This window comes from Streptomyces sp. NPDC002896 (assembly GCF_040295225.1).
Classification (GTDB): Bacteria; Actinomycetota; Actinomycetes; order Streptomycetales; family Streptomycetaceae; genus Streptomyces.
The window spans coordinates 313973-328085 of sequence record NZ_JBEOVA010000003.1; the positions used below are offsets into that span (position 1 = coordinate 313973).

Genomic DNA, 14113 nt, shown 5'->3' on the forward strand with positions numbered 1-14113 from the left:
TGGGGAAGGGGAACCGCGCACCCGGGGGCGCTGGGCCCGGGTCGTCACATCACGGCCGCGGCTGACGCTCGTGTTCGTCCTGCTGCTGACGGCGGCCGCCGTCCTGCTCGGCAGCGGCGTCGCCGACCGCATGAGCAGCGGCGGCTCGCAGATCCCGGGTTCCGAATCGTCGTACGCCACGAAGGAGCTGGAGAAGCGATGGCCCGCATCGCAGCCGAATCTGCTGCTCCTGGTGTCGCCGTCGAAGACGTCGGGACCATCGGACGGTGAGCGGTCCCGGAGCATCGACGACCCCGCGGTCGCGGCCGAGGCCCGTGCACTCGCACGGCGGCTGGCGAACGAGTCCACCGTGCGGGGCGTCGTCTCGTACTGGGACACCAGGGATGCGGCGCTGCGCGCGCGGGACGGGCGCGAGGCGCTGATCACCGCGCACATCCGGGGCGACGAGGACGCCGTGGATGCGGCACTGGAGCGGCTGGAGGCGAAGTACCGGGGCGAACAGGGCACCATCGACGTGCAGTTCGGCGGGCCCGCCGCCGTGCGGCATGCCTCGCAACAGGTGATCGCCGACGACCTGGTGCGGGCCGAGGCCATCGCGCTGCCGGTGACGCTCGTGCTGCTCGTGGTCGTCTTCGGCAGTGCCGTCGCCGCGCTGCTGCCGCTGCTGGTGGGCATCGTCGCGATCGTCGGTACGAACGCGGTGCTGCGAGTGATCACCGAGTTCACCGATGTGTCGGTGTACGCGCAGAACCTGACGACGGCACTGGGCCTCGGACTCGCCATCGACTACGCCCTGTTCATCGTGCGCCGCCACCGCGAGGAGCTCGCCGCGGGCCGGGAGCCGCGGGCCGCCGTCGCGGCGACGTTGCGTACGGCGGGGCGCACGGTGCTCTTCTCGGCGCTCACCGTCGCGGTGTCCCTGGCGTCGATGTTCGTGTTCGAGCAGTACTTCCTGCGGTCGTTCGCGTACGCCGGAATCGCCGTCGTACTCATTGCGGCCGCGGCCTCGCTGATCGCGCTGCCCGCCGCCCTCGTCCTGCTCGGTCATCGGGTCGACGCGCTGCGGCTGCCCCTGCGCAGGCGCGCCGGCACCGCACGGGACCCGGGCGCGGGCTGGGCGCGCCTCGCCGGTGTGGTGATGCGGCGCGCACCGCTGTTCGTAGTGGGCACCGTGGCAGTGCTGGTCGCTCTTGGACTGCCCTTCAAGGACGTGCAGTTCGGCACGGCGGACGACCGTCAGCTGCCCGCCTCGGCCGAGCCGCGGGTGGTGCAGCAGCACCTGCGCGACGAGTTCCCCGGCAGCCCGGGCAGCTCGCTCGCCGTGCTCGTCGAGGGCCAGGCGACACGGCAGGACCTGGCCGCGTACAGCGGGTCCGTGTCGAGGCTTCCGCACGTCGTACAGGTCACCGGGCCCACCGGACGGTACGTGCACGGGCAGCGGGTCGGCGCGGGGATGCCGGCCGGGGCGAGCTATCTCACCGTGCTCCACTCCGGCGAGTCCACGTCACGCTCGAGCCTGGACCTGGTGAGCGGAATCCGGTCACTGTCGGCCCCCTTCCACACATCCGTCACAGGACCCGCCGCCGTGCTCGCCGACACCCAGCACGGCACGGCACAACGCCTGCCGTGGGCGCTGGGCATCATCGCGGGAGCCACACTCGTACTGGTCTTCCTGTTCACCGGAAGTGTGCTGCTGCCGGTCCTCGCGGTGCTGGTCAACGCCCTGAGCCTGACCGCGATGTTCGGTGCGATGGTGTGGGTCTTCCAGGAGGGCCATCTCGCCGGCGTGCTGGGCTTCACGCCCACCGGTGACATCGAGACGGCTCTGCCCGTGCTGATGTTCTGCGTCGCGTTCGGACTGTCCATGGACTACGGGGTGTTCCTGATATCCCGCATCAAGGAGGAGTACGAGCGCAGCGGCGACCACCTCGCCGCGGTCGTGCTCGGCATACGGCGCACCGGCGGACTGATCACCGCGGCCGCCCTGATCCTGGCGGTGGTGATGGCGGCGATCGGTACGTCACGGGTCACGAACATCAAGATGCTGGGCCTCGGCGTGGGGCTCGCGGTGCTGATGGACGCCATGGTCGTGCGAAGCCTGCTGGTGCCTGCGGTACTGCGGCTCACCGGGCGTGCAACGTGGTGGGCTCCGGGTCCGCTACGACGGCTGCAGCAGCGAGCGGGTCTGCACGAGGCCCGGCCGGACTCCTCGTTCCAGCCATCGCGTCGCACCGAACGCCCGGTCAGTGGCCGAACATGATCGCTCGGTGACCCTCCGCCACACACTCCTCACATTTGAGTCATTTGACGTGGCTACACTCCCGCCACGTGGAACGGCGGATCTTCGGTCCGTGTGAAGTGTGGGGGCGGGTTGATACGGATTCTGCTGGCCGAGGACGTCTCGATGGTCCGCGGCGCGCTCGTGGCGCTGCTCAACCTCGAGGAGGACCTCGAGGTTGTGGCTGAGGTGGCCAGCGGGGACGCGATCGTGACGGCAGCGCTCGACCTCCGGCCGGACGTCGCGATCATCGACATCGACCTTCCCCGTATGGACGGGATCACCGCCGCCGCCGAGCTGCACGAGCGGATGCCCGAGTGCCGCACCGTGATCCTCACCAGCCTCGGCAGCCCTGGCACGTTACGGCGGGCGCTGGCACACCAGGTCACCTGCTTCGTACTGAAGGACTCGCCCGCGGCCCACCTCGCCGAGGTGGTGCGCAGGGCCGCCGCGGGCGAGCGGGTCTTCGACCAGCAGCTGGCCCTGGCGGCGTTCGCGGACGGCGGTTCACCGCTCACCGACCGCGAGACGGACATCCTCCAGCGCGCGGCCCTGGGCGCGGACGCGCCGGAGATCGCCGAGGCGCTGCATCTGTCGGTCGGCACCGTGCGGAACTATCTGACCTCCGTCGTCACGAAGTTGAACGCTCGCAACCGGGTGGATGCGATACGGATCGCGAAGGAGTCCGGCTGGCTGGCCTGAGGACAGCCGGCAGGGGCGCGGCAGGCGCCTCGCGGTCAACTCGGAGAGTCCGGGGCCTCGGCCACGACGCGGTACCAGCCGCGTTCGTCCCTGTCGACGGTGAGGCGGCCGCCCACCGCTTCCATGCGTTCGGCGAGGTTGACCAGGCCCGCGCCCCCGCCCTGGCAGAGCCTCGGCTGCTCTGTGCGGATGCCGTCGTTGGCCAGGGTGAGCCGGACGAAGCCGCCTTCCGCGCGACGTATCTCGATGCGGCACTCGGTGGCCTTGCTGTGCCGGATCAAATTGGTGACCCCTTCACGGAGCACCGTGGCAAGCACGGTGCCGACCGAGCCCGAGCACTCGTGGCGTATGTCGACGACCGCGCGGACGTCGGCGGCGGCCAGCACGGAGCGGGCAGACTCCGCTTCGCCGGTGAGCGACAGTGTGCTGTATCCGTGTGCCACCGCTCGTACGTCCGTGAGCGCTGCCCGGGCGACGCCGAGGAGGCCGTCGAGCTCCTCGCGGGTCCGCTCCGGATGGACGTGCACCAGCCGCTGTGCGAGATCGCCCTTGAGCGAGATCGCGGAGAGGCTGTAGCCGAGCAGGTCGTGCAGGTCGCGGGCGTAGCGACGACGCTCCTGGTCGACCGCCTTCCAGGCGAGGGTCTCCCGCTGATGGTGGGCGCGCGCCACGAGCTCGGCGAGACGCGCGACCCCGTACACCGCGAGCGCCATCACACCGGTGGCGCCGCCCGCGTACAGCGAGCGCGTCCAGGGGTCGCCGCGCCCGAGCCCTGCCGCGCTCACCCCGGCCGCGGTGAGGGCGGCCAATATCCGGCCGCTCGTACCGCGCACCATCAGCAGCAGCGAACCGGCGAAGTAGCCCGCCATACCCGGCCAGACGATCCCCGCCAGGGGCACGGGCAGGAACCCGAGCACGCCCTGCGCGGCGAGCGTCCACCCGCGCCAGCGCTCTCGCGACCACCTCAGCGCGGGAAGGCTGTGCAGCACATGCAGCCCAAAGGTGCCGAGGAACGCGGCAACCGACGTTGCCGCGGCCATCGGGCGCGGATGCCCTGCAGCGATCGCCACGACACCCAGCGGCACGAAGCCGACGGTGACCGCGACCGCGATCCCGACGGCACGCCGCGTGACCGTCGTGGCGTCGTAGCTCTGGCCGGCAACGCCGTTGAACTGGCGTGCCCACAGTAGGGACTGCCGCTCATCCACACCGGACATCGAATCCCCCAGTACTCCTCGGTGCCCGTTCCCGGATGCTAGGCGCTGGCGGACCGCGGCGGACAGAGGGCCTTGCGGGCGGCGCCTAGGACAGACCGCTGGATTCCGGACGTGACGGATTCATATTGACTTCGTGGCCACATCACTGGTGCCGGTGCACCGCGGGCTGTCAGGGTCGTCATGGATTCAAGTACCGCACCGGCAGGGGGCAAGTGATGGAGATTGCCGTACTCGGGCCGCTGAGCGCGCGGGTGGGGCAGGCATCCGTGGTGCCCAGCGCCGCCAAACCGCGGCAGGTTCTGGCGCTGCTGGCGCTCAACTGCGGTCACCCCGTGAGCGTTTCGTCGCTGGTGGACGAGTTGTGGGGGGACAGGCCGCCACGGTCCGCCGAGGCCACGCTGCACACCTACGTCAAACAACTACGCCGGATGATCGGGGCCGCGCTGGCCCCGGATGATCCGCGGGGCCCGCGCGACGTGCTGCGCCGGGTCCACACCGGCTACCGGCTGGACGGCGCGGCGGGCGGTACGGACGCCGCGCAGTTCGAACGGCTCACCCTGGCGGGCCGTTCGGCGCTGGAACGGGGCGCCGAAGCCGCCGCCTCGACCCTGTTGATCCGTGCGCTGGGGCTGTGGCGCGGCCCGGTCCTCGCCGACGTGGCGCTGGGTCCCGTGCTGCGCGCTGAAGCGTTACGGCTTGAGGAGCTGCGCCTCATGGCCCTGGAGGAACGTTTCGGCGCGGAGCTTCGGCGCGGCCGCCACCGGACGCTCATCGGCGAACTGGCCGCGCTCACCTCACGGTTCCCGTTGCACGAGAATCTGCACGCCCAGCTGATGCTGGCGCTGTACCGCAGCGGCCGGACCGGACAGGCCCTCGAGGTGTACCGCCGGCTGCGTCACGTCCTGGCCGACGAACTCGGCCTCGAACCGTCCACCCAGGTACGCCGACTGCACGAGGCCCTACTGCGCGGGGACCCGGTCCTGGACAGCCCGGCGGCCGCCCCCCGGGGTGACCTCGCGCCACCGGCCGGGCCCGGGCGAGGACGGGAGGACGTGCCCATGCCGACCGTGCCGGGCTCGCCCCTTCCGGTGGCCGCCCGATGACGGCGTATCTGCCGCGTCCGCCGCAACCGGGCGCCCGGGTCCGCCTGGTGTGCTTCCCGTACGCCGGCGGGGGCGCCTCGGCGTACGCGCGATGGCAGCGGGGGCTGACCGACCGGGGTGCCGCGGTGGACGTCCTGCCGATACGGCTGCCGGGCCGTGAGGGTCGCGCCGGCGAGCCGCGGATCACCGAACTGGCCGCACTGACGGCGGAGCTGGACGAGAGCCTCAGCGAGGTGCTCGACCGGCCGCACCTGCTGTACGGACACAGCATGGGCGCGCTCATCGCGTACGAGCTGATACGCCGCCGTCAGCAGCGCGGCGCTCGTCTGCCCCGCGCGGCGCTGCTGGCCGCCTACCGCGCACCGCACCTGCCACCGCCCCGCATCGGCACGACGGTCGCCGGGGACGTGGACGGGGGCGGGAACACGGACGCGGAACTGGCTCAGGCGCTGGCAGACCTCGGCGGGCTGCCACCGCTACTGCTCGACCATCCGGAGTGGCTGCGGGCCCTGCTGCCCGTGGTGCGGGACGACCTGGCGCTCTGCGCGGGCCCTGTGAGCCGCCCGGTCCCTGTGCCCGTACCGCTGCATCTGTTCGCCGGACGGGACGACGAGTTGGCCGGGGAGGCGGAGGTCGGGGCCTGGCGCAGATACGGCGCCCGCGGCTGCGAGCTGCGCACCGTGCCGGGCGGTCACTTCTTCCTGCGCACGCACGAGGAGGCGCTGCTCGACGAGGTGGCGCGGGTGGTACGCCGCTACGAGGCCGAGGAGCACACAGCGCACCCGAGCCGCACGGCACCGTGCAGCGCACCCGCCGCGACGCGGGCGTAGGCGAAGGCTCCATTCCGGCCTCACCAGCGCCGGCGTGAACCCCTGGCCCGCCCGACGCGTCGGGCGGGCCCAGCTGCCGGCGCAGGAGCCGCGGCACAACCGGTCGCTCTGCGACGCTCGCTGCGCCCGGCTCCCCGGGTCACGCCGCCGCGTCCCGCGGCTCCGCGTCACGCGGTACCGGTCCGGGAACGGTCTGCGGCTTCCGTACGTGCACGTGCCGCTGGGCGCGCAGCCGGCGCACCGTCGTGAGGCCGCCGGCGGCCGTCGGCGGAATGGTGGCCCACAGGGCCCAGCGCCAGTCGGGGCCCGTGAGGACGGCCCCGGCCGTCAGACCCGCGCCGAGGCCGGCGAGGACGACCGCGTCCCAGCCGAGGAGCAGCCGGTCCGAGCGCACGGGGACGAGGGCGAGCGCCACGGCGGTGAGCGCGGCGCCGCCTGTGCCCTGCACGCCGCGCAGGACCAGGAAAGCGACCTGCCCAGGGACGACGGTGCAGGCCACCGAGGCCTGCACGAACAGCCACAGTCCTGCGATGAGCACCGCGAGCGGACCCGTACGGCGGATCAGCCGCCGCAGCGGCAGCACGAGGCCGCCCAGTGGAAGCAGGTAGGCCAGCACTGCCCACGGCAGCCATGCGGGTGGCAGCCCGTGGGCGGCGTGCAGCGCGGGCCCCATCGGGGCCACGACGCCTGCGGCCGCCGCCACGGCGAACTGGTTCAGGCCCAGCGCGCCGAGCAGGAGGCGCGGCGCCTCGCCCGGCGCACTGCCGCGCGGACCATCGTGCCGCCGTGGCTCCCGCGGATCGCCGTCCTGGAGAGCCTCCCGCGGACTGCCGTCCTGCCGAGGCTCCCGCAGACCACCGTCCCGGCGGGAAGCCCGCAGACCACCGCCCCGCCAAAACCCCCGCGGACCACCGTCCCGCCACCTCCCACGCTCCCGCGGAGCGCCCTCTCCACCCATGCCGTCAACCCCGCGCATCCCGCTGCACCTCGGCCACCCGCTCCCCCGGCTGCTGAAGCTGGAAGTACGCCCCGGCCAGCACCCGCTGGGTGAGGAACTCGCTGCGGTTCACCGCACGATAGAGCGTCCTGCGCCAGGACCCGCCCACGCGGCCGCCGAGGGCGAACAGCCGCTCCTGGCGCAGTTGCAGGGCTCGGGAGCGAGCCACGGAGGGCTCGCGGGTGCGTTGGAACTCCGCGGTCGCGGCCCCCAGCGCGGACGTGCCGCCGCCGTCGCGCAGCGCCTGCTCGACGAGCGGCGCCAGGGTGACGGCGTCGATGATCGCGTGGTTGACGCCCTGCCCGAGTATGGGCGTGAGGGTGTGCGCGGCGTCCCCCATCAGGACGAGGCCGGGCGCCGACCAGCGCGGCACGACGGTCGTGAAGATGTCCAGCATCGAGGTGTCGGCCCAGCCCCGGACATGCTCGCGCACGGTCTTGGACAGCTCGGGGGCAAGCTGGTCGAGGCGCTCGTACAGCAGGGGCAGACCCTGGCTACGCATCTCCTTGAGTCCGCCCTTGGGAATGTTGAACCCGACGCGGACGCTGTCGGGCCGGGTCGGGATGAACAGCCCGTGCTGGTCGCCGCGGATCCGGATGCGATACGTCCGGTCGTCCCAGTCGGCATACGGGAAGGGCAGCTTGAGCCAGATGACGTCCCGGTTCAGCGGCAGTGTCCGGTACGGCAGCCCCGACATCTCGCGGACCTTGCTGAACCGCCCGTCGGCGGCGACGGTGAGCGCGGCGCGGATCTCCCGCGTTCCTTCGGCGGTACGGGCCCGCACCCCCGTCACCTGGCCCGTGTCGTCGCGCAGCAGACCGGTGGCGGAAGCGCCCTGGAGCAGCGTGAAGCCGGGGTACTGAGCGCCGGTTTCGGCGAGCGCGGAGAGCAGGGCGGGCTGCGGCAGTTCGACCGGGAAGGGGTGCGGATAGCGGAACCGGTCGAAGTCGGCGGCCAGCACGGTGTGTCCCGAGTCGTTGATCTCCATCCGGTGCATCTGGACGCATTCACCGTCCAGCCGCTGCAGCAGGCCGAGCCGGTCGAGGAGCCATACCGAGTCGGGCGAGACGGACTCACCGCGGAACGACCGGTTGAAGTGGCGGCTCGCCTCCACCACGACCACCCGCACGGATCGCCGGGCGAGCTCCACGGCGAGGGTGAGCCCCGCCGGTCCCCCGCCCACCACACACACCTGGGTCGATACGTCGGGAACGTCCATCGTCCTGCCTCCCGGGCACTCGCGCAGAGGGGCCCGCACGCACAGCTGTCCGCACGGTCGCCCCAGGCTCTGAGCGTGTCCTTAAGCGCGGCTTGCGGCGGTGCGGGCCGCACAAGCGACCGTTAAGGCAGCTGCCACACGCTGCCCGTCATGACCACCGAGACGACGGCGGCGACCGGTCCACTCGACCGGCTGCGCCTGATGCACTCCGACGGCACCCTGGCGGAGCAGTGGCCCGCACTGCCGGGGCTGCTGGCCGAGCTCACCGCGGGCGACAACCCCTTGTCCGCGCTGCAGTCGGCAGGGCGGCTGCTGGCCCGGATCGATCCCGGGGCGCTCCCGGACGCCGAGCAGGTCACCGTCGCGGTGTGCGGCAGCTCCACCCTGGACGGGCTGGTGCCCTCGCTCACCGCGGAGCTGGCCCGGCACCGTCTGCTGCTGCGCCCGCGCATGGCCGACTTCGGCTCCTGGGAGCGTGAGCTGCTGGACACGAAAAGCCTGGTGTACGCGTCCGGGACGCGGCTCGCCCTCTGTGTGCTCGACGCCTCGGTGGTCTTCGACGCCCTGTCCCCGCCGTGGACGGTCGCGGACGCCGGGGACGCCGCGGACGCGCTGCTCGCCCGCCTCGACCGGCTCGCCGCGCACCACGCCGAGCACGGCCACGCCACTCTCGTACTGAACACGCTCCCGCTGCTGCGCGAGCACACGCACCAGCTCGTGGACCACCGCTCACGCACCGAACTGGGCGCTCTGTGGCGGGACTTCAACGCCCGGCTGCTGCGCCTCGGGCTGCGCCATCCGCGCACGCACGTCGTCGACCTGGAGCCGCTCGTCGCGGCCGGCGGCCCGGTGCGCGACGCGCGCCTCGCCGCCTACGCCCAGGCCCGCCTGGGCACGGGACTGCTCGCCGCGTACGCGCGCGAGGTGGCCCATCTGACCCGCACCCTGCACGGACGTACGAAAAAGGTGCTGGTCCTGGACGCCGACAACACCTTGTGGGACGGGGTGCTCGGCGACCTGGGCGCCGAGGGCGTCGCTGCGGCATCCACGTACCGAGGTGAGGCCTTCGGGCGCTTCCAGCGCGTCGTCAAGCAGCTGGGCGCGCAGGGCGTGCTGCTCGCGGTGTGCTCCAAGAACGATCCCGAGCCGCTGCTCGACGTGTTGCGCACACACCCCGACATGGCGCTGCGCGAGGAGGACTTCGTCGCGGTGCATGCCGGCTGGGGCCCGAAGGACGCCGCGCTGCGGGACCTCGCGAAGCGGCTGGACCTCGGCGAGGACAGCTTCGTCTTCGCCGACGACTCGTCTTTCGAGCGTGCTCAGGTGGCCGGGGCACTGCCCGGCGTGGACCTGGTGGCGCTGGACGACGAACCGGCGCTGCACGGCGAACGGCTGCTGGCCGAGGGCTGGTTCGACGTGCCGGAGCTGACGGACGCGGACCGGCGGCGGGCCGCCCAGTACCGCAGCGAGGGCGAGCGCAGGCAGCTGCGGGAGAGCGCCGAGTCGTACGAGGAGTTCCTCGCAGGGCTGGACGTCACGGTGGAGCTCGCCCCGGCACGGCCGCACGAAATGGCGCGGGTCGCCCAACTCACCCAGCGGACCAACCAGTTCAACCTCACCACGCGCCGGATGTCGGCCGACGAGGTGCGTCAGGCCGCCGACCGGGGCCTGGTGCTGACCGTCGCGGTGCGCGACAGGTTCGGCGACAGCGGCCTGGTGGGCGCGGTGTTCGTGAGGGCCGACGACACGGACTGGCACATCGACAACGCCCTGCTGAGCTGCCGTGTCTTCGGGCGCGGCATCGAGCAGGCGGTGTTCGCGGCGCTCCTGGCGCACGCCCGCGACACGGGCACCGGGGCGGTGCACGGCCGCTTCCGGGCGACGGCGAAGAACCAGCGGTTCCGGGACCTTTATCCGTCGCTGGGCTTCGAGCGCACGCAGGCCCTGCCGGACGGGTCGGTGGCGTACCGGCACCTGCTGCGCGGCGTGCCGGAGTCACCGGCGCACATCACGGTCACCGGCGGCCCCGGTGCCATCGACAGCAGCGGCCCCGCCGCGGGAACTCTCACAGGGGGACGGCCTTGACCAGCGCACTCGCCAAGACCCGCACCGGCACCTTCACGGAGGTCGTCCTGGAGCGCACCGCGGCGCACGCGGAGCGGGACGCGTTCGTGTTCCTTCCGGACGACTCGGCCGGTTCGGCACCCGTGCACCTGACGTATGCAGGGCTCGACTCCCGGGCCCGGCGCATCGCGTCCTGGCTCCAGGAGCACGGGGCGGCCGGACGGCCCGTGCTCCTGCTGCATCCGCCGGGCACCGCGTTCGTCGCCGCCTTCGCGGGCTGTCTGTACGCGGGCGCGGTGGCTGTGCCCGCGCCGCTGCCCACCGATCAGGGGGAGCAACTGGCGCGCGTGGCCGGCATCCTGCGGGACTCGCACGCGGTGGCCGTACTCACCACGACGGACCATGTGCCGCCCCTTGAAGCCTGGCTGGACTCCGTCTCATTGCCCCAGGTGCGCTGTCTGGCCACCGACCGCGACGACTTCGGTGACCCCGCACAGTGGCGTCCGCCCGCCACCGGCCCGGACGACCTGGCATTTCTCCAGTACACCTCGGGTTCGACGAGCGAGCCCAAGGGCGTCATGGTGACCCATGCCAACCTCGTCGCGAACGAGGCCGCGATCCAGCGCTGGGCGGGTACCTCTGAGGGCATGGTGGTGGGCGGCTGGCTGCCGCACTACCACGACCTGGGGCTCATCGGGCATGTGCTGCACCCCTTGTACGTCGGCGGGGTCGCGGTGCAGATGTCCCCGCTGTCGTTCCTGAAGCGGCCGCGCCGTTGGCTGGAGATGATCGGCACCTATCGGGTCGAGGGCTCGGGGGCGCCCGACTTCGCCTTCGACCTGTGCACGCGTCGCATCACCGACGAGCAGCTGGCGCAGCTCGACCTGTCCAGCTGGCGGGTCGCGCCGAACGGCGCCGAGCCGGTGCGGGCCGACACCCTGCGCGCCTTCGCCGAGCGGTTCGCCCCGGCGGGGTTCCGCGCGGAGGCGTTCACCCCCTGCTACGGCCTCGCGGAGACGACACTGCTGGTGACCGGCACGGACGCGGCGGCCCCGCCCACCGTGCGCAGCATCGACGCCGACGCCCTGGAACAGGGCACGCTGGCACCGCCGTCCACGACGGAGGGCGCCCGGACGCTGGCGGGCAGCGGCACCCCCCGGGACACCGAGATACGGATCACCGACCCCGGCACGGGCGAGGAGCTGCCGGACGGACGGGTCGGCGAGGTCTGGGTGCGCGGGCCGAGCGTGGCGCTCGGCTACTACGGCAACCCGACGGCCACCGCCGCGTGCTTCCGCCCCGACGGCTGGCTGCGCACCGGGGACCTGGGCGTGCTGGACGGCGGCGAACTCTTCGTCACCGGGCGGATCAAGGAGGTCGTCGTCCTGGCCGGGCGCAATCTCTACCCCCACGACGTGGAGCAGGCCGCACAGTCCGCCGACCCCTCGCTCACCCGGGGCGCCGGCGCAGCGTTCGCCGTGCAGACGGACCGCGAACACCTGGTGCTCGTCCAGGAGGTGCGGCCGGCCGCCGTGCGCGACGGCGACCTGCGGGCGGTGGCGACGGCGGCACAGCGGGAGATCGGGCGTCGGTTCGCGGTGCCCGCGGGCAATGTGGTCCTGGTCCGTGCCGGCACCGTGCGGCGCACGACGAGTGGCAAGGTCCGGCGCACCACGATGCGCGATCTGTTCCTGCGGGGCGCGGTGACCCCGCTGTACGAGGCTCTGGAACCGGCAGTGAGGGCGCTGGTGAGTGAGGCGGCGGACCGGGCAGCGGACACGGACGGCAGGGGCGCACCGGTGGCAGTTCCGGCCCAGGCACCGGCCGCACCGGCCGCACCGGCATCGTCTCCGGCGACCGCTCCGGAAGGGACGGCGCCCCGATGACCAGGGAACACTCCCCCTACCGGCTCGCCGAAGAGCTCGAGCACGCGCTCGGCGACCCCGCGGACGCCCGCACCCCCTTCTCGTACGCGGCCTGTCTGGAGCTCGATGCGCGCGAGGAGTTTCCGGCCGCTGTCTGCCGGATTCTCGACGACTGGGGCCTGCCCGACTACTACGTGCCGGTGCGGCACGGCGGGCGGCTGCGTGACTACGAGCACGCGCTGCACCTCGTACGGACGGTGGCCCGGCGCGATCTGACGGTCGCGGTGGCGCACGGCAAGACGTATCTGGGCGGCGTGTGCGTGTGGGTCGCGGGCACCGCGGAGCAGGCGGCGCGGCTGGGTTCGGACATCCGGGCCGGTGTGCCGGTGGCGCTGGCACTCACGGAACGGGCGCACGGCAGCGACCTGCTCGCGGGCGAGGTCGAGGCGGTACCGGACACGGGCCATGCAGCCGCCGGATCCCCCGGCTTCCGCCTCAGCGGCGAGAAGTGGCTGATCAACAACGCCACGCGGGGTGCCGTCCTGTCGCTGCTGGCCCGCACCGACCCGGCGGGCGGCCCGCGCGCCTTCTCTGTGCTGCTGACCGACAAACGGGAGCTGGCGCCCGGGAGTTGGCGCTCCTTGCCCAAGGTGTCGACACACGGTATCCGCGGCGCAGACATCTCCGGGATCGCCCTCGACGGCGCCCGGGTGCCGCGTTCGGCGCTCGTCGGACCGGAGGGCTCCGGCATCGAGACGGTGCTCAAGGCGCTGCAGCTCACCCGCACGATGTGCGCCGCGCTCTCGCTGGGCGCCGCCGACCACGGGTTGCGCATCGCACTGGACTTCGCCTGGGAGAGGCGGTTGTACGGGCGTCGGCTCGCCGAGCTGCCGCAGGCGCGCCGGATCCTGGCGGAGGCGGCAGCGGATGTACTGACGCACGAGGCGCTGGCGCTCGTGGCCTCCCGCATGGTGCACACGGCTACGGGGGAATTGTCGGTCGTCGCGGCGGTCACCAAGTATCTGCTGCCGACCGGCACCGAGGCCGTGCTCGACGCTCTCGCCGGACTGCTGGGGGCTCGGGCCTTCCTCGTGGCGGGGCAGGGCGTCGGCGCGTACGGGATGTTCCAGAAGGTGGAACGCGACCACCGGATCGTGGGGCTCTTCGACGGCAACACGCTGGTGAACCTGAACTCGCTGATCCTCCAGTTCCGTTCGCTGGTCCGGCACTGGCGTCGCGGCCGTACGGACACGGCAGGGGCGCGGGCGGCCTGCGATCTTGCGGAGCCGCTGCAGGAGTTCGCGCCGGAGCGGCTGTCGCTGGTCGCCCGGCACGGCAGCTCCCTCACCGCCGCGCTGCCGGAGTGGACGGCGGCCGTGCGGGCCCATGCCGACGCGGACCCGGCGCTGAAGGGCGCGGCGGAGGCGGCGGAACGGCTGCTGGCCGTGACCGAGCGGGTGCACGAGGAGATGGCGGGTTTCGCCGACGTCGTCGCGGACGTTCCGGAGGACGCGTTCGACGTGGCGCGCCGCTACTGCCTGTGCTGCGCGGGTGCGGCCTGTCTGGGCCTGTGGGTACAGGCCCGCACCGGGTCGGTCGAGGGCTTGTGGCGGGACGGGTTGTGGCTGCGTGCCGCCCTGGACCGCCTGCTGGAGCGGCTCGGCGAGCCGTCCGCGGGCGATGCCTACGAGGAGTTCCTGGAGGAGGCGTTCGCGCTGCGCGAGCAGGGGCGGTTGTTCTCGTTGCTGCGGCTCGATCTGGCAGGAAGCGACGACCTGGCAGGAAGCAGCGACGCGAGGGAGGGGGGACCACGATGACACGGGCGCGGGCGGCTGTGA

The 14113-nt window shown here is 72.8% G+C and carries 10 protein-coding genes; 7 read left to right on the plus strand and 3 right to left on the minus strand.

Annotated elements, in window-relative coordinates; translation table 11 throughout:
• Positions 1-70: 70 nt before the first annotated feature.
• Entirely contained in the window at positions 71-2260 is a 2190-nt protein-coding gene (locus ABT009_RS06095; protein WP_351290033.1) for an MMPL family transporter, read from the plus strand.
• Between the two features lie 111 nt (positions 2261-2371).
• Positions 2372-2980, plus strand: a complete 609-nt coding sequence (locus tag ABT009_RS06100) for a response regulator transcription factor (protein WP_351290035.1) — start codon at positions 2372-2374, stop codon at positions 2978-2980.
• Positions 2981-3015: 35 nt separating this feature from the next.
• On the opposite strand, the gene ABT009_RS06105 is transcribed toward ABT009_RS06100, so the two are convergent.
• Positions 3016-4197 carry a sensor histidine kinase gene (locus ABT009_RS06105; RefSeq protein WP_351290037.1) on the minus strand — a complete coding sequence of 394 codons (1182 nt, stop codon included), beginning with the start codon at positions 4195-4197 and terminating at the stop codon, positions 3016-3018.
• Between the two features lie 215 nt (positions 4198-4412).
• Here ABT009_RS06105 and ABT009_RS06110 point away from each other — a divergent pair, with 215 nt between their 5' ends.
• Together ABT009_RS06110 and ABT009_RS06115 are read left to right on the plus strand one after the other, a co-directional pair.
• Complete coding sequence (locus ABT009_RS06110; protein WP_351290039.1) at positions 4413-5300, plus strand: AfsR/SARP family transcriptional regulator; 888 nt, start codon at positions 4413-4415, stop codon at positions 5298-5300.
• The gene (locus ABT009_RS06115; protein WP_351290041.1) at positions 5297-6130 is read left to right on the plus strand and encodes a thioesterase II family protein; all 834 of its coding nucleotides are present in this window, start codon (positions 5297-5299) and stop codon (positions 6128-6130) included. The genes ABT009_RS06110 and ABT009_RS06115 overlap by 4 nt, the downstream gene beginning before the upstream one ends.
• A 139-nt stretch (positions 6131-6269) precedes the next feature.
• On the opposite strand, the gene ABT009_RS06120 is transcribed toward ABT009_RS06115, so the two are convergent.
• Together ABT009_RS06120 and ABT009_RS06125 are read right to left on the minus strand one after the other, a co-directional pair.
• Positions 6270-7106 carry an MFS transporter gene (locus ABT009_RS06120; RefSeq protein WP_351290043.1) on the minus strand — a complete coding sequence of 279 codons (837 nt, stop codon included), beginning with the start codon at positions 7104-7106 and terminating at the stop codon, positions 6270-6272.
• Complete coding sequence (locus ABT009_RS06125; protein ID WP_351290045.1) at positions 7093-8346, minus strand: FAD-dependent oxidoreductase; 1254 nt, start codon at positions 8344-8346, stop codon at positions 7093-7095. Before ABT009_RS06125 ends, ABT009_RS06120 begins: the two co-directional genes overlap by 14 nt.
• A gap of 150 nt (positions 8347-8496) precedes the next feature.
• Here ABT009_RS06125 and ABT009_RS06130 point away from each other — a divergent pair, with 150 nt between their 5' ends.
• The 3 genes from ABT009_RS06130 to ABT009_RS06140 are packed head-to-tail and all read left to right on the plus strand — an operon-like array spanning position 8497 to position 14092.
• Complete coding sequence (locus ABT009_RS06130; RefSeq protein WP_351290047.1) at positions 8497-10431, plus strand: HAD-IIIC family phosphatase; 1935 nt, start codon at positions 8497-8499, stop codon at positions 10429-10431.
• Positions 10428-12296, plus strand: a complete 1869-nt coding sequence (locus tag ABT009_RS06135; protein ID WP_351290049.1) for a fatty acyl-AMP ligase — start codon at positions 10428-10430, stop codon at positions 12294-12296. The genes ABT009_RS06130 and ABT009_RS06135 overlap by 4 nt, the downstream gene beginning before the upstream one ends.
• A complete protein-coding gene (locus ABT009_RS06140) occupies positions 12293-14092 on the plus strand; it encodes an acyl-CoA dehydrogenase family protein (RefSeq protein WP_351290051.1) in 1800 nt (599 codons plus the stop codon). The genes ABT009_RS06135 and ABT009_RS06140 overlap by 4 nt, the downstream gene beginning before the upstream one ends.
• The last annotated feature ends 21 nt before the right edge of the window (positions 14093-14113 follow it).